The organism is Flavobacterium gelidilacus DSM 15343 (assembly GCF_000422685.1).
GTDB lineage: Bacteria > Bacteroidota > Bacteroidia > Flavobacteriales > Flavobacteriaceae > Flavobacterium > Flavobacterium gelidilacus.
On sequence record NZ_AUGN01000001.1, the window covers coordinates 272,008 to 292,512 of the forward strand.

Below are 20,505 nucleotides of genomic sequence, written 5' to 3' on the forward strand. Positions count from 1 at the left end.
ATCTTTCGAACAATCTAATAATCTAATTAAATTTTGAAAAAAAGAGTAGTCATAACAGGTTTAGGAATTGTTGCACCAAATGGAGTAGGACTTGAAACGTTCACTAATGCCATAAAAAATGGTGTTTCCGGAATTAAATTTGATGCAGAATTAGAACGTTTAAAATTTTCGTGTCAAATTTCAGGAACTCCAAAAATTTCAGAAGAACTTAAACGAGAATACTTTACAGAATTAGAATTGCGAAATTTTAATTCAACCGGAATTTTATATGGCGTAATTGCAGGAATTGATGCCTGGAAAGATGCAGGTTTAACTATAGAAAACAACGAAAATCCAGATTGGGAAAGCGGTACTATCTTCGGAACAGGAACATCTGGAATTGAAAAATTCAGAGAATCAATCTATAAAATTGACGATTTTCAAACCAGAAGATTAGGAAGTACAGCCGTTGCACAAACCATGAATAGTGGAATTTCGGCTTACTTAGGAGGGAAATTAGGTTTAGGCAATCAAGTTACAACGAATTCATCAGCATGTACGACAGGAACAGAAAGCATATTACTTGGTTTTGAAAGAATCCAACAAGGAAAAGCTAAAAGAATGTTGGTAGGAAGTACAAGTGATTCTGGCCCATACATTTGGGGTGGATTTGATGCGATAAAAGTTTGTACTTTTAAACATAATGAAAAACCAGAAAAAGGATCAAGACCAATGAGTGCAACAGCTTCTGGATTTGTGCCAGGAAGTGGAGCAGGAGCTTTAGTGATTGAAGATTTAGAAACTGCTTTAGCTCGTGGAGCTCGAATTTATGCCGAAATATTAGGTGGAAACATCAATTCCGGTGGACAAAGAGGTGAAGGAACTATGACAGCACCAAATTCGATTGCGGTTCAAAAATGCATTACTGATGCTTTGAAAGACGCTAATGTAAATCCAAACGAAATTGATGCTATAAACGGACATTTAACAGCAACTTCAAAAGATAGTTTGGAAATTCAGAATTGGAGTCAAGCTTTAGGTCGAAAAGGAACTGATTTTCCATTTATAAACTCACTAAAATCAATGGTTGGACATTGTTTGTCTGGAGCAGGAAGTGTTGAATCTGTTGCAACTGTGCTTCAAATTTATAAAAGTTTTATTTTCCCAAATATCAACTGTGAAGATTTAAATGATGAAATAAAAACATTAATTTCGGAAGATAAAATTCCGAAACAATTGTTGCATAAAGAATTAAATATAGTAGCTAAAGCTAGTTTTGGTTTTGGTGATGTAAATGGTTGTGTGATTTTTAAAAAATATAAAGACTAATTAAAAATGATAATGAACAAACAAGAAATAATAGAAAGATTAAAACCAATTGTGAAGCCATTCGTTAAGGATGAAGAAGCTTTCAACGGCATAAATGAAAAAACACATTTTATTACAGATTTAAACATTAATTCAGCTAATTTAGTTGATATTGTTTTGGATGTAGAAGAAGCATTTGATATTGAAATCGACAATGAATCTATGGAAAAAATGTTGGATTTAGAAAACACAATTGCTATAATTCAAACCAAATTAGCTGAAAAATGATTGGAAATGATGTTGTAGATTTAGTTTTAGCCCAAAAAGAAAGCAATTGGAAAAGAAAAGGTTTTCTAAACAAACTATTTACACCATTTGAACAAGATTTAATTCAAAAAGCTCCAAATCAAGAAGAAATGGTTTGGATGCTTTGGAGTATTAAAGAAAGTGTTTACAAGGCTTATCAGAGAATTAATTATAACGAAGGTTTTTATCCAATCAAAATTGAGATTCTTGAACTAAATTCCAAAAATGAATCAATTGTTCAGTTATTTGAGACTTTTTTTTTCGGAAAAACTACTATTGATAAGGATTTTATAAAAACAGTTGTAGTATTAAATAAATCAGATTTTAATAGAATTCAATTCTTGAAAACTTCAGATTATAGTAAAAACGAAAATGGTTTGCCAATTGAATTACATTCAAACAAACCCATTTCTGTAAGTCATCATGGAAGAATAAGAGAAATTGTTGGATTTAAATCCGCAAAATACAACTAAAAAAATCATATTGGTATTTACTTTAAAATATAACAAATTTCTATTTAAGTTTAATTATTTATGAACGATTTAAATATACAACCTACTGAATTCGATCTTTGGGAAAACGAAATTCCAAATTCAATTCAAAATGACAATTATGAGGAAATCAAATTCTATGAAGATTCGATTTTAGTTAAAGTTAGTCAAGTAAAAACTCCAACGCTTACTATTTTCAAACCAAAAAAACCAAATGGTACAACACTTATAATTTGTCCTGGTGGAAGTTATTCAACTTTATCTGTTGATAAAGAAGGTACTAAAATAGCAGAATGGTTGAATTCAATAGAAATTACCGCTGTTGTTTTAAAATATCGTTTACCTTCAGACAAAATTATGAAACACAAAGCAATTGGACCTTTACAGGATGCTCAAGAGGCAATTAGATATGTTAGACGAAATTCAAAGAACTGGAATTTAAACGAAAAAAAAATAGGTTTTATAGGATTTTCCGCTGGTGGTCATTTAGCTTCAAGTTTGGCTAATTATTATAATGATCAACTATACAGGCCTAAAGATTCTACAAGTGCTAAACCTAATTTTTTAATTTTGATTTATCCAGTTATATCTATGGATAAAAAAACCACGCATAAAAAATCTAAAAATTGCTTGTTGGGTATAAATCCATCTCATGAATTAATAAAGAAATATTCTAACGAAAAAAATGTAGATTCATTAAGTTTTCCTGTATTTATTGTTCATGCTAGTAATGACAAACCTGTTCCAGTTGAAAATAGTATACATTATTATTTAGCTTTAAAAAATAAAAACTTGAAAGCCGAAATGCATATTTACGAAAAAGGAGGTCATGGTTTTGGTTTAGGAAAATCTGGCACTAGTAAATTTTGGACAAAAGATTGTGAACTTTGGTTAAAAAGAAACAAATTTTAAACTAAATCTCCAACTTTTTTTTCAATTTCAAAAAGAGTAGTGCGGTTATAAATGCATCACCAGAAGCTGTATGTCTATCGCTTTTTCTAATTTTATAAATGTCACATAATTCATCTAAACTTCTGTGTTCTTCATAAGGTAAATACTTCAATTTTTGATACATAGCATCCGTATCCATATAATCATTTTTGATTTTACCTAAATCAAGTTTACTTAAGGCTTCATTAATTAATTCAATATCAAAATTCACGTGATGTCCAACCAAAGTAGCATCTTTAACGTATTCTAGAAATCGAATTATGGCTTCAACTTCTACAATTTTATCTTCGTTTCCATTTCGCATTATACCATGAATAGGAACAGATTCTGGTTTAAATAATTCTTGAATTACAAAAACTTCAAAGTAATCTTTTACTTCAATAACATTATCTACAATTGCAACAGCTCCAATGGATAAAATTCTATCTTTTTTATAGTCTAAACCCGTTGATTCACAATCAAAAACTACATAGCGATTTCTTCGTTCTTTATCCTCAAAATTAGATAAATACGTTTCCCAAAATTTGGGTTTGTCTTTTGCTATTTTCTTAAACCAATTCCAATTCATATTAAGTAAAATAAGTTAATTGAAATCGTGTTTTAATCAATTCTTGAATACCTTCAATTGGACTAAAGCAGTTTTTAAGCTTTACTTTATCTAATTTAGATAACTCTTTTAAATTCAAATACCTACCAGAATTTTCATTTAACAAACCTTCTTCAGTTCTAAAGGTTAATAAAGTTAAAAAAGCATCAGCGCAAGCTTCATGCAAGTCTTGATTTTGAGGTTCTAATTCAGCTAATTTTTTAAACCTTAAATAGGTGTTATTTACATTTCTAGTTTCTTTATTTAATGCTAATAATCTTGCAGCATCAATTAATGGCATTAAGGCTCTTGCTTTTATATCGAATGAATCTTTGTTTTCTCCATCGTTTTCTACAATAAATTGCTTGAAGAATCCTAATGGTGGTGGACTTTTTATAGCATCAGCTCCTAAATAAGCAAAGAACAATCCGTTTTTGTTTGTGTTGTCAAAAATGTTTTGTGTTATTTTATCTACAAATGCTTCATCGCCATAAACTAAATCATAGTCAAAAAAGATAGAACACATTAAAATACCATTATCACCAGGAGCATTAATCCATAAATTGAATTGTTTTTTCCAATCGGTTAATGATTTGCACCATTGAGGATTGCTTGCCATCATATTTGCTGGACAAAATTCATAACCTACCTTATTTAAAGTTTTGGTCACACGTTCTGCCAATTGAAGAAAATAGGACTTTATATTTTCATATTCTTTATCAGGAACATCTTCAAAAATTATAAAATTATCTTGATCGGTCATCAATAATTGTTCTTTTCTACCTTGACTTCCCATAGCCATCCAAGAAAAACGGGTTGGAGGAGGAGTTCCTATTTTTTCGATAGCCAATTCAATCGCTCTTTTTGAAATAGCTGTATTAATTTCACCAGCAATTGAGCATAAATGATTGATTGGTATGTTTTTATCTAATGATTGTTGAATTAATTCTGTCAGTTTTTCTCGAATAATTCTTAAATCTGTAGAATTTGAAGCTCTTTTACATTGTTTTATTAAAACTCCAGGATTATTCGCTTGAGCTACCACAATATCATGTTCAGAAATAATTCCTTTGATTTCAGAATGAATGGTTCCATCAATTGTAACACATAAATGACCCACATTATACTTTAGCATCATAATTTGAGCTTCAGCAATAGAAAGGTTTTCTGCAACTGTAATAACTGGAGTTGACATTATTTGTTTTGCATCAATATCAATAGGAAATAAGCCTGTAGCGATTTTTGAACGTAAATCCTTATCGGTTATAATTCCGATAGGTAAGTTGCTTTTTTCGACAATGATGCTACCAATTTTATGATCCACCATTTTTTTAGCAATATCTTTAATTAAATGATTTGCTTTAGAAGTAATTGGATTTTTGGTATATTTTATAGGTTGATAGTATTGAATTTCAGTTGTTTGTTCATTGTATATAACATTTTCAGAAATTAATTTACCTTTATTTTCTTTACTGTGTGGATTTCTTGTGTTTGAAGCAAAACTCTCTAATAAAAAATTTAAAATATCTTGATTTTGAGAAACATAAGGTTTAAATATTTCAATAGGAATTGCATAAAGAATAGTTTCTTCACGAGCTTTTGCCGTCATTAAATAATTATCTTTTGCAAAAAATGGTCTTAAACCAATTATATCACCGTCATCACATTTGTCAATTAAGACATCATCTGAATCTGATGTTATGTTTAAACCGATTTCACCCGAATTAACTACATAGAAATTATCGTGCGTTTTATCATTTATTTGAAATAAAATTTTATTTTTTTCGAAATACAAAACTTTTACTTGAGTAGCAATTGTATATACATCATCAGAACTTAAGTAGGTAAAAGGTTCATAATGTTTTAAAAAATCAGCTATACGTTGTGCGATAGAGTTGTTCATGAGTATAAGTATTACACACGAAATTACAATTCTTTTAAATAGAATCAAAGAAGTATTGAAATCTTCTATTTTACATAATGTATATTATAAGTCAAATATAATTATATTTATTTTATTTCCATTTGCCATATTTGAATAGTTTTTGTGTATTACTAAGTATTAAGAATTAAACGAATTGTTATTTACAAATTCGAGGAAATCTGTTTTATATTGTTCTGATACTGTAATACGTTGTTTATTAATAATAATTTGACTTCGTTCAATAACTTCAATATTTTTTAAAGAAACAATAAATGATCTATGTACACGCATAAATTTAGTATTTGGTAATTCTTCCTCCAAAGATTTTAAACTCATTAATGTCAAAATTGGTTTCGGATTATCTTTTAAATAAATTTTGATATAATCTTTTAGACTTTCAAAATACAAAACGTCGTCTAATTTTATACGTAATTGTTTGTATTCTGATTTCACAAAAAGAAAATCTTTTTCATCGGACACATTTGATTGTTGATTTCCTTTTGTTAAGGAAAACCATTTATTAGCTTTGTTAGCTGCTTCTAGAAATTCAGCATAATCAAACGGTTTTAATAAATAATCTAAAGCTTCTACTTTAAAACCTTCTATTGCATATTGATCAAAAGCAGTTGTAAAAATTATACGCGTTTCTTTAGGCACCATTTTAGAAAATGCAATTCCTGATAAATCAGGCATTTGAATATCTAGAAATAATAAATCTACAGGTTCATTTTTAATAAACTCCAATGCTTCAATAGCACTACTACATTTCTTTTTTAGTTCCAAAAAGGGTGTTTTTGCGACATAACTTTCCACTAAATTAAGAGCCATTGGCTCATCATCTACTATTACGCAAGTGATTTTAAAGGTACTCATACTCTAGTTGGTTTCAATTTCTAATTGTGCAATAAAACGATTGTCTTTTACAAATGTCTTAAATCTATTTTTGTTTGGATATAATAATTCTATTCGTTTTTCAATATTTTGAATTCCTATTCCAGAACCGCTTTTATCTTCTGACTTTTTTGGGAAATCATCATTTTCAATAGTAAACAAAACTGTTTTTTCATTGGTAACCATATTGATTTTAATTGTACTTTCTTTACTTGCTGAAACACCATGTTTAAAGGCATTTTCTATCAATGAAATAAATAATAATGGTGCAATTTTAATTCCAGTTTCTTCTGAAGGAAAACTATAAGTAACTACTGTTTTGTCAGAAACCCGTAACTTCATTAAATCAATATATTTTTTCATAAAATCAACTTCTTTTACTAAAGGTAATGTTTCAACATCTGTTTCATATAACATATAACGCATTAATTTACTTAAACTATGAATAGATGTTTTAGCTTGTTCTGGAGAAATATCCACTAAAGCATAAATATTATTCAACGAATTAAAAAAGAAATGCGGTTGTAATTGGTAATGCAAATGTTGTAATTCTGATTTTAATTTAAAATTATCGGCTTCTTTTCGTTCGGCTTCTGTTTTTATCCATCTTTTTGTAGTTTTTATGGCTATTGAAAATAGTAACGGTACCATATATGACAACGTTTGTATATAAAAAAACATTTTAATTGGCGGTCCACTTCTCTCCTTTTTATCTGTGTTTATTAGGCTTTCATTAAAAAATAAATCTTCAAATAATTCTTTTAGAGTAATGTTTAATACAATTATTAATAAATTTATACCAATAAACTGAACTATTTTATTTGAAAACAAATATTTATCAATTAATATAAAATAATTAACATAGAAAATAACCGCATAAAATACTATTGGAACCCAAAAATGTGCAATAATTCTATTCAAATCTTGTTCCTGACCATACGATAACAAATAAGGCATACTAAAAAGCACAAGCCAAACCAGTATATGAGAAAAGATAGTTATTTTTTTGTTTTTATACATAATTATTTTATTCGTAACGTAAAGCAGTTATTGGATCTAAAGCTGATGCTTTTCGTGCTGGATACCATCCAAAAAAGATACCTGTTACAGCACAAACTGCAAAAGATATTACAATTGAGAACAATGTAACACTTGTTGGCCAATTTAAGAAATTTTCAATAAAAACTGTTGCACTTAGTCCTAATAAAACGCCTAAAACACCACCTGTGATACTTATTAAAATAGCTTCGATTAAAAATTGCATTAAAATATCTGCTCCTTTAGCGCCTACAGCCATTCTTAATCCAATTTCTTTTGTTCGTTCTTTTACAGAAACATACATGATATTCATAATTCCAATACCTCCAATTAATAACGAAATACTAGCAACTGCCACTAATAATAAAGTTAACATCTCACTTGTAGAACTAAAAGTAGAAATAAGCTCTTCCATAGATTGTACACTAAAATCGTCATTATTTCCATTAGATATTTTATGTTGAATTCTCATAATTTCTGAGACTTCAGTAACAGCATTTGGCGCATCGTCTTCACTTACTGCCGAAGCCATAATTTGATTGATATAATCAATAGCCAAAATACGTTTTTGTACGGTTGTATATGGTGCAATAACCACATCATCTTGGTCTTGACCAAAGGTGTTTTCTCCTTTTACTTCTAATACACCAATCACTTTAAATGGAATATTATTAAAACGAATCATCTGTCCAATAGGATCTTGCCCATCAGGAAACACATTATCAACAACCGTCTGACCAATAAGCGCTACTTTAGCAGCTGTTTTTACTTCCGTATCTGTGAACATACTGCCGCTTTGCAAATCGACTACTTTAATTTTGAGATAATCTGGATTTACGCCATAAATAGTACTTGGCCAGTTATTGGAACCGTTTATAACTTGTCCGCCACCATTTACCAATGGTGTTGCATAACTTAAAAAGGTGGCTTGATCTTTAACGGCTTCATAATCTTTAAGGGTAAGTGTTTGCATCTCAGCTGCACTTGGCCGAACTCCACTACTTGTAGTAGTCGCTGGCCTTATAGTAATAATATTAGAACCCATAGCCGAAATATTTTCGCGAATACTTTCTTTAGAGCCTTCACCAATAGCGAGCATTGCAATTACCGATGCTACACCTATAATAATGCCCAACATTGTAAGTAGCGTCCTCATTTTATTAAGAACAATGGCTTTAAAAGCGATTTTAAATAAATTTAATAGTCTCATAATTAATCGTCTTGTTTAGGTAATTTAGCTAATTGCTCTGCTGCAGATTGTACATCTTGATTTAGGTCGTCTTTAATAACTTTTCCGTCTTTTAATACAATTGTTCTACTACTAAATGTGGCAATATCAGGCTCGTGCGTTACAAAAGCGATAGTAATACCTTGTTTGTTTAAATCTTGAAAAATGGACATAATTTCGTATGCCGTTCTTGTATCCAGGTTTCCAGTGGCTTCATCAGCCAAGATCATTACTGGGTTGTTAACCAATGATCTTGCAATAGCTACACGTTGTTGTTGTCCTCCTGAAAGTTGCGAAGGCGTATGATCCATTCTGTTTTCTAAGCCAACCATTTTCAGTGCTTTAATGGCTCTGTCTCTACGTTCTTCGGTAGATACTTTACTGTTATATATAAGTGGTAATTCTACATTTTCAATGGCAGATGTTCTAGCCAATAAATTATAGGATTGAAAAATGAATCCAATCTTTTCGTTTCTTATAGTAGCTAATTCATTTCTGCTTAAATCTTTCACTTTTAAACCATCAATTTCATATAATCCAGACGTTGGTTGATCTAAACATCCTAAAATATTTAATAAAGTACTTTTTCCCGAACCACTTGATCCCATTATGGTAACAAATTCACCTTCGTTTATGGTAAACGAGATTCCACGTAAAGCGCGTACCGTTTCGGCTCCCATCGTAAACTCACGTTTTAAGTCTTCTATTTTTATAATTTTTTTGCTCATCATATTATCTTTATCTTCCACCTCTTGTTGTTTGTGTTGGCATAAATGGACTTTCGCTATTTTCTGTTGTTTTTGTTTTAGAAGCACTTACGCCTTCTAAACTGTACACTAATTTGTCACCTTCAGAAATACCTTCTAAAATTTGAACGTTAACACCATCACTTGCTCCTAAAGTGACTTTTTGAGATTTTATTTCTCCAGTACTACTGTAAACCCAAACAACGCTAACATTCTCTTTATTTGTTGATGACCTATCTGTTGATCTTTCATTAGACGCTTCAACTTTTATATTTTGTTGTTCGTTATACGCTGCTAATTGTGCAGGTGTAGGTTTAAAATTAATGGCCTTTGCTTGGGCAGTTAACACATCATTTAACTCTAAAGTAAAAATTGAAATGGTTGCTGTCAATCCTGGCTTCAGTTTTAAGTCTGGATTATCCGCCTTAATAACAACAGTATACGTTACTACATTTGAAGTCACTGTTGGGTCTAAACGTACTTGCGTTACTTTTCCCTGAAAGGTTTCACCTATATAAGCATCTACGGTAAACTCTACACGTTGACCTTCTTTTACTTGACCAATATCAGCTTCATCTATATCGGCCTCTACTTGCATTTCTTTTAAATCTTGAGCAATTGTAAATAACGTTGGTGTACTTAAACTTGCTGCAACGGTTTGTCCTTCGTCGATAGCTCTAGATAATATCACACCGTCTATAGGTGAATAAATATTAGCATACTCTAAATTCGTTTTAGCCTGTTGCAAATCTGAATAACGTTGCGTAACCGTCCCTTTTGCTGTTTGATAATTGAATGCAGCATCATCAAAATCAGATTTACTTATTACCTGGTTATCATATAATGTTTTTTGTCTATCATAAATTGTTTGTGTGTAATTTCGTTGACTCACTGCATTATCATAAACGGCTTGTGCTTGTGTTTTAGCTGCATTTAAATTGGTTTTATCTAACTCAGCAATCAGTTGTCCTTTGGTAACTAAGCTGTTGTAATCCACATATATTTTCTCTACAACACCAGAAACTTGTGTACCAACATCTACTTGGTTTGTTGGTTCAATGGTTCCAGTTGCTGTTACCATTGTGGTCACATTTGCCTTTTTGGCTATAACGGTTTTAGCTTCAATGATAATGGCATCGTCGCCTTTCATAAAAATGAATGCTGCAATAGCAAGTGCAATTAACACGATGCTTCCTATAATAATTTTCTTTTTATTTTTCATTTTGATTAAAGTTTAATATCGTTTCCTTGATAAAATTGTAATAATTGGTGATGTAAAATGGTTAAGTATTTTGCTTGTAAATAATTCTGTTGTGAATTTGTGTATGTATTTTGACTTATTACTAAATCAGTTGTACTTAAAGCTCCTAATTCATATTTCTTTTGAGCTAACTGATAAGATTGTTCTGCAGCTTTTTTTGAAGCATCTGCAGCAATAACTTGTTCTTGTGAGGAAATGGCATTTTGATAAGCTAATTCCACTTTTTTATAGACTTCTTTTTCAGTAGTTTGTTTTTGTATTTCAGCTTTTTCTATGTTTAGAGTAGCTGACTTTACAGCAGCTTTCGTTTGGTTTCTATTAAATATTGGAATACTTAACGATAAACTAACTCTTTGGTTAAAATTAACATTAAACTGGTCTGAAAAACTTGTATTATTAATACTTGTATAACCAGAACCTAAACTACTAATTAGTGATAATGTTGGTAAATAACCACCTTTTGCAATATCTAATTGTTTATTGTTTACTGCAATATTTAAGTTACTTGCTTCAATTTCTGGTAAATTTTTTAAAGCATTATCATATATATCTACTTTGTTTGCTTCCAAGTTGATTAAGTTCGAATTTCCATCAATAGGTTCTATTTCTAAGTTTTCTATTAATGGTAATTCTAATAATTGTTTTAGCGTAACTAAATATTGTTGGTAGTTATTCTTGGCAGCAATTAAATTATATTTATTAGTTGCAGCTTGACTTTGAGCTTCAGTATATTCACTTATTGCAATTGTTCCTGCATCTAAACGAGATTTTGCTCTTATAACTTCATTTTCAGAAGAAACTAAGTTATTTTCAGCAATAGTAATACTTTCTTTACTGAATAATGCTTGCAAATAAGTTTCTAATAAATTTAAAACAATGTTATTTTTTTCAACTTCTTCTTGTAAAATACTTTGTTCAAAAAACAATTTATTTTGCTTTACTTGATTGTTGAGTTGATTTCCTTGAAATAAAGTCATGGTACTATTTAAGCCAACATTCGAACTATTAATTTGATCTGTAACAAAGTTGCTAGTAATTGGATCAATTGAATTTCCGTTAGTAAAACTTTGCGTAGCACTACCAAAAAGGTTAGGTAATCTTGATGATTTTGCTTTGTCGTAATCTACCTGAGCTAATTCTTTGTTTAATTGAGCAGATTTAATTGTAATATTATTTTCTAAAGCATAAGTAATAAGATCTTCTAATGACCAAACTTTACTAGTTTCAATTGCAGGTTCTTGAGCGAAACCAAATTGAAAAAAAACTAAAATTGCGATGATAAAATATGATTTCATTTTTTTGTGTTTTTAATTTACACTTCAAAGATGATATTATATACATTCATACTATAAAGGAATAGACGTTAGAGATAATTGTCTATACAAAAAGCTGTTTTTTATCGATGAGTTTTTTTTTATATCTATTAAATTTCATATTTTAAGTTATTTTATGTCTTAATTCGTAACTAGAATTATGGTATACTACTTTAAATAAAAAATACATAAAAAAACGTTTGTTTCTAATTTAGATATAGATTAGTTTTGTGCATTATAATTATACTATGCAAAACAAACAAGCCACGCAACTTATTGAGAAAGTTCAGAAAGAAGTTTCTACTAACAAATATGATTTTTCTTCAATTATAGAAGATTTAAAAAAAGTTAGAGAATTTACTATGGAATTAAAAAATCCAGTTTTAACTAAAGCATTACGTTTATCATATGAACATTTAGATAAAAATGATGCCTTTTTAGTTGAAATCCCAAGTGATGAACCAATTGAAGAAGAAAATGAAAACGAAGTTTCTATATATTCTACTGAGAATAATTTAGAAAGTTTTAAATATTTTCTTTCTCTTTTAACAGATTGCTCTAAGAAAAACAATTTATTAGACCTTAAAGAATATAACAAAGCGTTTATCGCAATGTAATTTCTAATTCTATTTTACATAATATAAATCGGTTTAACTACCGATTTTTTTATATGTATCTTAACGTATTTCTATATAAATTCTATATATTTTTGCATAATAAAGCATAAATAAATGTCAAGCACAAAAAAATCACGTTTTAAATTATTACATCAGTATTATAAATATACTGGTTTTTACTCGTTCATATGGCAAGGTCTTAAAAAAGCAATAATTCCTACATTATTAATTGTTGGTGTTTTGTTTTATGTAAACGAAAAAGTAATGAATCTTAATGATGCAATGGTTTATGCTACCAAAAACTTTAGCGATTTTTTCTTGTTTTCAATTTTCTTATTATCAGAAAGTATTTTAGGGTTAATTCCACCTGATATATTTATTGCTTGGACAAAAAATACAGATTCACCTCTACTCTATCTTTCCATATTAGCTTTCTTATCTTACTCTGGTGGGGTAATTGCTTATTTTATGGGTAAAGCATTAGCTTCAATTCCTTCTATAAATAGATATATGTATGGCAAAATGACCAAACATATTATTAACATGCAAAAATGGGGTGGCTTTTTAATTATTGTTGGTGCTTTATTGCCTTTGCCTTTTGCAATGGCTTGTTTGGCCGCTGGAATGATTAATTTTTCTAGAAAACATTTCTTCTTATTTTCATTGTTTCGTATATTCAGATTTGTGATATATGGATATGTTATTTATGCTGCTTTATCATGATAAAATCTTTTAAAACTATTGCTACGCTTGAAGGTTTATCGCTATTAGCTTTGTTATTATTTGCTATGCCGATGAAATATATTTTCAGTAATCCCATTTATGTCAAAAATATAGGCATGGCTCATGGAGTTTTATTCATAACTTATATACTATTTGCTATTCTAGTAAAATTTCATTTAAAATGGAATTTGAAAACATTTTTAATAGTTTGTTTGGCCTCAATTATTCCATTTGGAACATTTTATATCGAAAAAAAGTACTTAAGAGATGAAAATATATAATTGGGCTTATCAATTACTAGAACATTTTGAAGTTAATGATACTTTAGCATTATACATTAGTTTAATAATTAATATTGTTCTAGTTATTTCCCTTGCCTTATTATTAGATTTTATTTTCAAGAAAATATTAATTGTTGCCTTAGCTATAGTTGCTACTAGAACAAAATCAACCTTTGATGACTTTTTAGTAGCTAACAAAACGGCTAAATATATTGCACACCTTATACCTTTATATTATGTGTACAAAACTGTACCTATTATATTGAAAAAATTTGTGTATTGGGAAGAATTTTTTTCAAAAGGAGTCAAAATATACATAATAGTGTTGTCTCTTTGGATAATAAGAAGTGTTTTTAATTCTCTTAAAGATTACTTAAAACACAAACCGAGATTTAGTGACAAGCCTATTGATAGTTACATACAGGTAATTATGATCGTTCTTTGGACTTTTGGAATTACATCATTTGTCTTAATAATGTTTGATACTAAAATCAGTACATTATTAACGACTTTTGGAGCCATTTCAGCTTTAATTTTCTTAATATTTAAAGATACTCTTTTAGGTTTTGTAGCTAGTATTCAAGTCTCGGTAAATGATATGGTTCGAATTGGCGATTGGATTACCATGGAAAAATTCGGTGCTGATGGAGATGTAATTGAGATTAATTTAGCAACCGTAAAAGTTAGAAATTTTGATAATACTACAACAACAATTCCAACTTATAGTTTAATTTCTGATAGTTTTAGAAATTGGAGAGGGATGCAAAATTCTGATGGAAGACGTTTCAAACGTAGTTTTTTAATTAAACCAAGTTCTGTTAGATTTGTTACTGATGATGAATTATCAAAATATGAAAATTTAGACTTACTAAAATCTTATATATCTCATAGACAGACTGACATTAAAAGATATAATGAAACTAATTCAGTTGATAAATCGGTCATATTAAATGGAAGAAACTTAACTAATTTGGGTTTATTTAGAAAGTTTGTTCAGCAATATATAGAAGCCCATCCTGGAATTAATAAAGAAATGCTTCTTATGGTTCGTTACTTACAACCCTCTGAATTAGGAATTCCACTAGAAATTTATTGTTTCTCTAAAGATAAGGTTTGGGAAAATTATGAACATATTATGGCAGACATAATGGACCACGTAGTTTCTTCTGTAAATTATTTTGATTTAGAAATATTAGAGTTCAACTTCAACAAAACCAAATAAATTTAATATAAAATAGTTATATTATTAAGCTATTTCTTATTTAATTATAACACAAATATGCTTTTTTACAAAAAAAGCGTATTTGTTAATAATAATTTTAATACTTTTGTAAACTTACATAAACATTAAACAAATTCATGAAAAAATTATTACTATTATTGTCGTTATTCGTATTAACAAGTGCAATAGCCCAAGAAGAAGAAGTAAATGGAGGAATGCAAGAAAGTGTTTATAACAGATGGTCTGTTGATTTAAATGGTGGTCTATCTAGACCTACTACTCCATTTATGCCAGGTTATTATGTTGAAGATTTGTCTTTTTTCCACGTTGATTTAGGTGCAAGATATATGTTTAATCCTAAATTTGGTATGAAAGTAGATTTTGGGTATGACAGTTTCGAAAATCCTAAAGATGTTCTAGCTTTTAAATCTCAATACTATAGAGTGAACTTGCAAGGAGTTTTAAACGTTGGTAGAGCTTTAAATTTCGAAGAATTCACAGAAAGTTTTAACATTCAAGCTCACGGTGGTTTAGGATATTCATTTATGAATTCAAATAACTTCGACGGTAATGATAATATGGCCAATGTATTAATTGGTTTAACAGGTCAATATAAATTAACTGAAAAAGTAGCTTTAAATGCTGACTTTACTATGATTAATAATATTAGACAACATTATACTTTTGATGGAACTTCAGGTTTTGGAAATGTTCCAGATAATAGAGGTTTTAATGGAACATTATATAATGCAACAATTGGTTTATCAATTTATTTAGGTAGTAATGATATGCATGCTGATTGGGCTTATGAAATGCAGGATGAAAAACAAGCTGAAATGGAAGACAGATTGGCTGAAATTGAAACTATGATGAATGATACAGATAGAGATGGAGTGCCTGACTATCTAGATGTAGAAAACAATACAACAAATGGAGTTGCTGTTGATGCGAAAGGAAGAGCAATTGACTTAAACAACAACGGTATTCCAGATGAATTAGAAAGATATGTAGAAGCTAAAACTAAAGAAGCTGTAGCTGTTTCAAATGGTACTAATGGTACAACTGGCGGAAGAGGAAATAAATCACCTTTAGAATTAATCAACCAAGGTTATATTAATATTTTCTTTGATACGGATTCTTTTGATCCTAAATCATCTTCTACGAATGATTTATACTTTGTGATAAACTATTTAAGAGATAATCCAAGTGCAACTGCTGATATCATCGGAACAGCTGACACTAGAGGTTCAAACGCATACAATAACGAGTTATCTAGAAAAAGAGCTGAAAGAGTTAAATCTATTGTTGAAAAAGCTGGAATAGCAGGTTCAAGAATGACAATAATTCCTCAAGGAGAAGATACTTTAGGTGAAGGTTCTGCTAATCTTTCTTTAGTAAGAAAAGTTACTTTTAAAATCAAATAATTATAAACAAATAGTTTTTAATAACTTAAATAGTCTCTAAGAAATTAGAGACTATTTTTTTTTACCTTTAAAAGAAAATGGAAACACGAGATGAATTACTTTTGAAATTAAGACAAAGTACAATTGGAATCGTTTCTGAAAACTCCTCATCAGAAGAAAAATTTCAAAATCAAACACTTAGACCTATTCTAAAGTTAAATAATGATTTATTTATTGAGAGCTTTAGAAACTATATAACTAAACATAAAAATGATTTTTACTCCCTTTCGGTTGAAAAAAAACTAGCCTTTATAGAAAATGCTATTCAACGTGATATTAAGTATAGAAATGCCTTAAAAGGAATGGTGATTGCTTGGTTTACTATGGATGAATTTCAAAACTATACTACAAATTCATCAAACTTAAATAAAAGAATGATGACCTTAGTTATAGAACGTTTAAAAAGTCAAGTTCAATTATTTGAATTAATAGAGAGAAATACCATTTAAATCTGTAGACAAAACATCACTCATATAATTAAAAAAAGGTCGCATAGCTTTAAAAGTAGCTATTACTTCTTTTTCAAATTCTGGAGAAAGTACTTCTTTGTTTGTGAATTTTCTGGTGACTAAATATTGTTTTTTTTTAATCAAATCTATATTAGGATGATTTTTGTCAAAATCTCTTGGTGCAGTTTTTAACTCTTCTCCTTCAAGAGAACCAAAGTATTTTATAAACTCTTTTTGTTCTATAATTTCTCTTAATTCTGATGCATCAATAGCTAATTCCTTTCGAATGCGCAATAAGTCATCTTTATTAGGTTCCCAAAATCCACCACCAACAAAAGTTGCATTTTCTTCTATATGCAAATAATATCCTCCACGTAAATTCGGTTTTTGTCGAACAAAACCAGCACTAAAATGTGATTTATAAGGTGTTTTGTCTTTAGAAAATCTTACATCTCTATAGATTCTAAAAACTTGCATTTTTTCGATATGATCAATTTCCTCTAAACTTTGTTTAATTGATGTGAAAAAGGATTTTATATTTTTTTGTTCTTTGTCAAAAGTTAGTTTATTTTCTGCAAACCATTCTCTATTGTTATTCTCTTTTAATTGAGATAAATAACTTAAAGTACTTTCTAAAATTGAATTCATATTACAATGTTTTATTAAGTTTTACGGTTAAACCGTATTTTTTTAAAATAAGTAAGATTTTTGAGCCGTTGTATCGAAAAATAATTTAGATTTACACTTTATCGATTAAATAATACTTTTAATCGATAAAATAAAAAATATTTAATTCAACTAAACAACGAACTTATGAGAACTAAATTATTATTATTTGTAGCCATACTTATGGCAAATGTGTCTTATTGCCAAGTAACAGACGTTATCACCAATTTTAGTTCTGCCGGAATTACTAATCTTGCCCATAAAGGTAATTATATTTATTTTACTGCCTATAGTCATAAGAAAGTTTATAAATTTGATTATACAAGCTCTACTCCTACAGTTGAATTAGTTTATCAATTTAATGAAAATCCTAATTTCATTTATATTATGAATAATGTATTATATGTTGGCGTAGAAAGTCCTTATAAAACTTATAAAATAGATCTTTCACTCGAAAATGCACAACCTATAGAGCTTGCAGCAATTGCTGGTCCTATGGCGCAAATAAATAATGATTTATATATTGGTCAATATGTTGCTGAAAAAATTTCAAAAATTAACTTGTCAACAAATGTAATTACTGATATTTTGACCAATTATAAACCTAATTTTTTTGCTTTACTAAATAACGAATTATATTTCACTTCTAATACTGCTAACTCATTATATAAATACAATTGTACAACCAATGGTGTAACAACAATATTAACGGGTTTAAATTACGCTTCTGGAATAGTATTAAACAATGATAATCTTTTTATTTGTGAAAGTTCAGGGAATTCAATATCGTATTACTCTTTACCTAATTTTCAAATGACAAGTAATATTCAGTTGCCACCAAGTTCTTGGCCTAATGGAATAACTATTGTAAATGATGATTTATATTTCATTCAAACTGTATCAGGTAAAATTTCTAAAGTTGCCCTAAATACTTTAAATAATGTTGCTTTGAACACTAAATCAAATAGTAAATCATCTGAAGCTCTTGTCGCTTATCCAAATCCTTCAAATGGAATCATCAATCTTAAAAGTGATATAGATTTTCAAGAAGGACAAATTTATGATTTGAAAGGAAATTTAGTTTCAACTTTAAATATTCAAAATAATCAAATTGATATTTCTAATTTAAACTCGGCTACCTATTTATTATCTGTTAACGGTAAAATGACAAAAATTATTAAAAATTAAATAACTACCTGTCTTTTAATCTATCAACTACATATTCTACTTCTGTTTTTCCATGAGGTTTTGGTTTACCATCAGACCCTAAATTAACCATCGTTATATTATCAATTGTAATGATGGTTTCATGGGTCATTTTATTTCTTACTTCACATTTTAATACAATAGAAGATTTTCCGAATTTTACAACTTCCATTCCTATTTCAACAATATCACCCTGTTTGGCTGAACTCATAAAGTTGATTTCACTCATATATTTGGTTACAACTTTATTATTTTCAAACTGAATAATTGTATATAAAGCAGCTTCCTCATCAATCCATGACAAAAGTTTTCCTCCAAAAAGTGAACCATTGGCATTTAAATCTTCGGGTTTTACCCATTTACGTGTGTGAAATTTCATATTTGAAGTTTATTTTAATTAGGAATACAAATTTACAACTTATTTATTTTTCTCTCTGTTTTAAAACTGAAATTACATCATTCAGTTTAAATCCTTTGGCTTGTAATAATATTAAATAGTGAAATAATAAATCAGCACTTTCTGATAAAAATAACTCATCGTTTGAATCTTTAGCTTCAATCACAACTTCAACAGCTTCTTCTCCAACTTTTTGAGCTATTTTATTGATGCCTTTTTCAAATAAAGAAGCTACATAACTTTTCTCTGAATTCGCATTTTCTTTTCTGTCTTTTATGGTTTTTTCTAGTTTTGAAATAAATCCATACTCTTGATTATTAGCTTCTTGCCAACATGTATCAGAACCAGTATGACAGGTTGGTCCAACTGGATTTACTTGTATTAACAAGGTATCATTATCACAGTCATTTTTGATTGAAATTAGGTTTAAAAAGTTACCACTCTCCTCACCCTTTGTCCATAATCTGTATTTGGAACGGCTGAAAAATGTCACTTTATTGGTTTCCAAAGTTTTGTTGTATGCTTCTTGATTCATATAACCCAACATCAAAACATTTTTAGTTTCGTTGTCCTGAATAATGGCTGGAATTAATCCGTCTGTATTTTTTGTAAAATCTATTTTCATGTTTCTAAATTTAAAGATTGAATGATTTAAAATTGAAAGATTATGATATATATAAAATTCATAATTTTTTTAAAACTTACATTCGTATTTCTATGTTTTGTTCTTTTAAATGTTTTTTTAATTCAGGAATCTCAATTTCTTGGAAATGAAAAACACTTGCTGCTAGTGCTGCATCAGCTTTTCCTTCGAGAAATGTGTCTGCAAAATGTTGCATTGTTCCTGCTCCACCTGAAGCTATAATTGGAATATTGACTAAAGTTGAAAGTTTAGCTAAAGCTTCATTGGCAAATCCGTTTTTAGTTCCGTCGTTATTCATCGATGTGAATAAAATTTCACCTGCACCTCTTTTTTCTACTTCAATTGCCCAATCAAATAGGTTTAATTCAGTTGGAACCTTTCCTCCTACTAAATGTACCATCCAATTGCCATCAATTTGTTTAGCATCTATGGCAACTACTACGCACTGACTACCAAATTCTTGAGCTAGTTCGTTAATCAAATTTGGATTTTTTACTGCAGATGAATTGATTGAAACTTTATCAGCTCCATTTTTTAGTAAAATAGAAACATCTTCCACAGAACTAATTCCACCACCAACCGTAAATGGAATATTGATCGCTTTTGCTACATTTCGAACCAAATCAATTAATGTTTTTCTTCTTTCCTCAGTAGCTGAAATATCTAGAAAAACCAGTTCGTCAGCACCTTCTTTTGAATATTTTTTAGCTAATTCAACAGGATCACCTGCATCTTTCAAATCCATAAAATTGACACCTTTTACAGTTCTACCATTTTTGATGTCTAAACATGGAATTATTCTCTTTGTTAACATTC

The 20,505-nt window shown here is 29.1% G+C and carries 23 protein-coding genes; 11 read left to right on the forward strand and 12 right to left on the reverse strand.

Going from position 1 to position 20,505, the window contains the following annotated elements:
• The first annotated feature begins 33 nt into the window (after positions 1-33).
• Genes G507_RS0101215 through G507_RS16215 form a run of 4 tightly spaced genes read left to right on the forward strand, consistent with a single transcriptional unit; the run spans position 34 to position 2,996 of the window.
• Positions 34-1,308, forward strand: coding sequence for a beta-ketoacyl-[acyl-carrier-protein] synthase family protein (locus G507_RS0101215; RefSeq protein WP_026715770.1), 1,275 nt, complete (start codon positions 34-36; stop codon positions 1,306-1,308).
• A gap of 12 nt (positions 1,309-1,320) precedes the next feature.
• On the forward strand, positions 1,321-1,575 hold the full coding sequence (locus tag G507_RS0101220) for an acyl carrier protein (protein WP_026715771.1): 255 nt from the start codon (positions 1,321-1,323) through the stop codon (positions 1,573-1,575).
• A complete protein-coding gene (locus tag G507_RS0101225; RefSeq protein ID WP_026715772.1) occupies positions 1,572-2,066 on the forward strand; it encodes a 4'-phosphopantetheinyl transferase family protein in 495 nt (164 codons plus the stop codon). Before G507_RS0101220 ends, G507_RS0101225 begins: the two co-directional genes overlap by 4 nt.
• Positions 2,067-2,126: 60 nt before the next feature.
• The gene (locus G507_RS16215) at positions 2,127-2,996 is read left to right on the forward strand and encodes an alpha/beta hydrolase (RefSeq protein ID WP_084518910.1); all 870 of its coding nucleotides are present in this window, start codon (positions 2,127-2,129) and stop codon (positions 2,994-2,996) included.
• Position 2,997: 1 nt separating this feature from the next.
• Here G507_RS16215 and G507_RS0101235 read toward each other — a convergent pair whose 3' ends face one another.
• The 8 genes from G507_RS0101235 to G507_RS0101270 form a co-directional block, all read right to left on the reverse strand.
• Positions 2,998-3,603 carry a 3'-5' exonuclease gene (locus tag G507_RS0101235; RefSeq protein WP_026715773.1) on the reverse strand — a complete coding sequence of 202 codons (606 nt, stop codon included), beginning with the start codon at positions 3,601-3,603 and terminating at the stop codon, positions 2,998-3,000.
• 1 nt (position 3,604) lies between these two features.
• Positions 3,605-5,524 (reverse strand): DUF294 nucleotidyltransferase-like domain-containing protein, encoded by a 1,920-nt coding sequence (locus G507_RS0101240; protein ID WP_026715774.1) that lies wholly within the window; start codon positions 5,522-5,524, stop codon positions 3,605-3,607.
• A gap of 159 nt (positions 5,525-5,683) precedes the next feature.
• Positions 5,684-6,418 (reverse strand): LytR/AlgR family response regulator transcription factor, encoded by a 735-nt coding sequence (locus G507_RS0101245; RefSeq protein ID WP_026715775.1) that lies wholly within the window; start codon positions 6,416-6,418, stop codon positions 5,684-5,686.
• Positions 6,419-6,421: 3 nt separating this feature from the next.
• Complete coding sequence (locus G507_RS0101250; RefSeq protein ID WP_026715776.1) at positions 6,422-7,456, reverse strand: sensor histidine kinase; 1,035 nt, start codon at positions 7,454-7,456, stop codon at positions 6,422-6,424.
• Between the two features lie 7 nt (positions 7,457-7,463).
• Positions 7,464-8,684: an ABC transporter permease gene (locus G507_RS0101255; protein WP_026715777.1), complete on the reverse strand. Its 1,221-nt coding sequence runs from the start codon at positions 8,682-8,684 to the stop codon at positions 7,464-7,466.
• A gap of 2 nt (positions 8,685-8,686) precedes the next feature.
• A complete protein-coding gene (locus G507_RS0101260) occupies positions 8,687-9,430 on the reverse strand; it encodes an ABC transporter ATP-binding protein (protein WP_026715778.1) in 744 nt (247 codons plus the stop codon).
• A 10-nt stretch (positions 9,431-9,440) separates the two neighbouring features.
• On the reverse strand, positions 9,441-10,670 hold the full coding sequence (locus G507_RS0101265) for an efflux RND transporter periplasmic adaptor subunit (protein WP_026715779.1): 1,230 nt from the start codon (positions 10,668-10,670) through the stop codon (positions 9,441-9,443).
• Between the two features lie 5 nt (positions 10,671-10,675).
• Positions 10,676-12,004, reverse strand: coding sequence for a TolC family protein (locus G507_RS0101270; protein ID WP_026715780.1), 1,329 nt, complete (start codon positions 12,002-12,004; stop codon positions 10,676-10,678).
• A gap of 266 nt (positions 12,005-12,270) precedes the next feature.
• On the opposite strand from G507_RS0101270, the gene G507_RS0101275 reads away from it, so the two are divergent.
• From G507_RS0101275 to G507_RS0101300, 6 genes are all read left to right on the forward strand, one after another.
• Positions 12,271-12,639: a hypothetical protein gene (locus tag G507_RS0101275; RefSeq protein ID WP_026715781.1), complete on the forward strand. Its 369-nt coding sequence runs from the start codon at positions 12,271-12,273 to the stop codon at positions 12,637-12,639.
• A 114-nt stretch (positions 12,640-12,753) separates the two neighbouring features.
• On the forward strand, positions 12,754-13,362 hold the full coding sequence (locus G507_RS0101280; RefSeq protein ID WP_026715782.1) for a YqaA family protein: 609 nt from the start codon (positions 12,754-12,756) through the stop codon (positions 13,360-13,362).
• A complete protein-coding gene (locus G507_RS0101285) occupies positions 13,359-13,643 on the forward strand; it encodes a DUF3817 domain-containing protein (RefSeq protein WP_026715783.1) in 285 nt (94 codons plus the stop codon). Before G507_RS0101280 ends, G507_RS0101285 begins: the two co-directional genes overlap by 4 nt.
• Positions 13,630-14,865, forward strand: a complete 1,236-nt coding sequence (locus G507_RS0101290) for a mechanosensitive ion channel family protein (protein ID WP_026715784.1) — start codon at positions 13,630-13,632, stop codon at positions 14,863-14,865. The genes G507_RS0101285 and G507_RS0101290 overlap by 14 nt, the downstream gene beginning before the upstream one ends.
• Before the next feature lie 137 nt (positions 14,866-15,002).
• Positions 15,003-16,289 (forward strand): OmpA family protein, encoded by a 1,287-nt coding sequence (locus tag G507_RS0101295; RefSeq protein WP_026715785.1) that lies wholly within the window; start codon positions 15,003-15,005, stop codon positions 16,287-16,289.
• Positions 16,290-16,366: 77 nt separating this feature from the next.
• The gene (locus G507_RS0101300) at positions 16,367-16,777 is read left to right on the forward strand and encodes a hypothetical protein (protein WP_026715786.1); all 411 of its coding nucleotides are present in this window, start codon (positions 16,367-16,369) and stop codon (positions 16,775-16,777) included.
• Here the strand turns inward: G507_RS0101300 and G507_RS0101305 are convergent.
• On the reverse strand, positions 16,754-17,425 hold the full coding sequence (locus G507_RS0101305; RefSeq protein WP_026715787.1) for a DUF2461 domain-containing protein: 672 nt from the start codon (positions 17,423-17,425) through the stop codon (positions 16,754-16,756). The genes G507_RS0101300 and G507_RS0101305 overlap by 24 nt on opposite strands.
• A 165-nt stretch (positions 17,426-17,590) precedes the next feature.
• On the opposite strand from G507_RS0101305, the gene G507_RS0101310 reads away from it, so the two are divergent.
• Positions 17,591-18,631: a T9SS type A sorting domain-containing protein gene (locus tag G507_RS0101310; RefSeq protein WP_157496453.1), complete on the forward strand. Its 1,041-nt coding sequence runs from the start codon at positions 17,591-17,593 to the stop codon at positions 18,629-18,631.
• Between the two features lie 4 nt (positions 18,632-18,635).
• On the opposite strand, the gene G507_RS0101315 is transcribed toward G507_RS0101310, so the two are convergent.
• From G507_RS0101315 to hisF, 3 genes are all read right to left on the reverse strand, one after another.
• Positions 18,636-19,028 carry an acyl-CoA thioesterase gene (locus tag G507_RS0101315; protein ID WP_026715789.1) on the reverse strand — a complete coding sequence of 131 codons (393 nt, stop codon included), beginning with the start codon at positions 19,026-19,028 and terminating at the stop codon, positions 18,636-18,638.
• Between the two features lie 43 nt (positions 19,029-19,071).
• A complete protein-coding gene (hisIE, locus tag G507_RS0101320) occupies positions 19,072-19,671 on the reverse strand; it encodes a bifunctional phosphoribosyl-AMP cyclohydrolase/phosphoribosyl-ATP diphosphatase HisIE (protein ID WP_026715790.1) in 600 nt (199 codons plus the stop codon).
• A 76-nt stretch (positions 19,672-19,747) separates the two neighbouring features.
• Positions 19,748-20,503, reverse strand: coding sequence for an imidazole glycerol phosphate synthase subunit HisF (gene hisF, locus G507_RS0101325; RefSeq protein ID WP_026715791.1), 756 nt, complete (start codon positions 20,501-20,503; stop codon positions 19,748-19,750).
• Between the last annotated feature and the right edge of the window lie 2 nt (positions 20,504-20,505).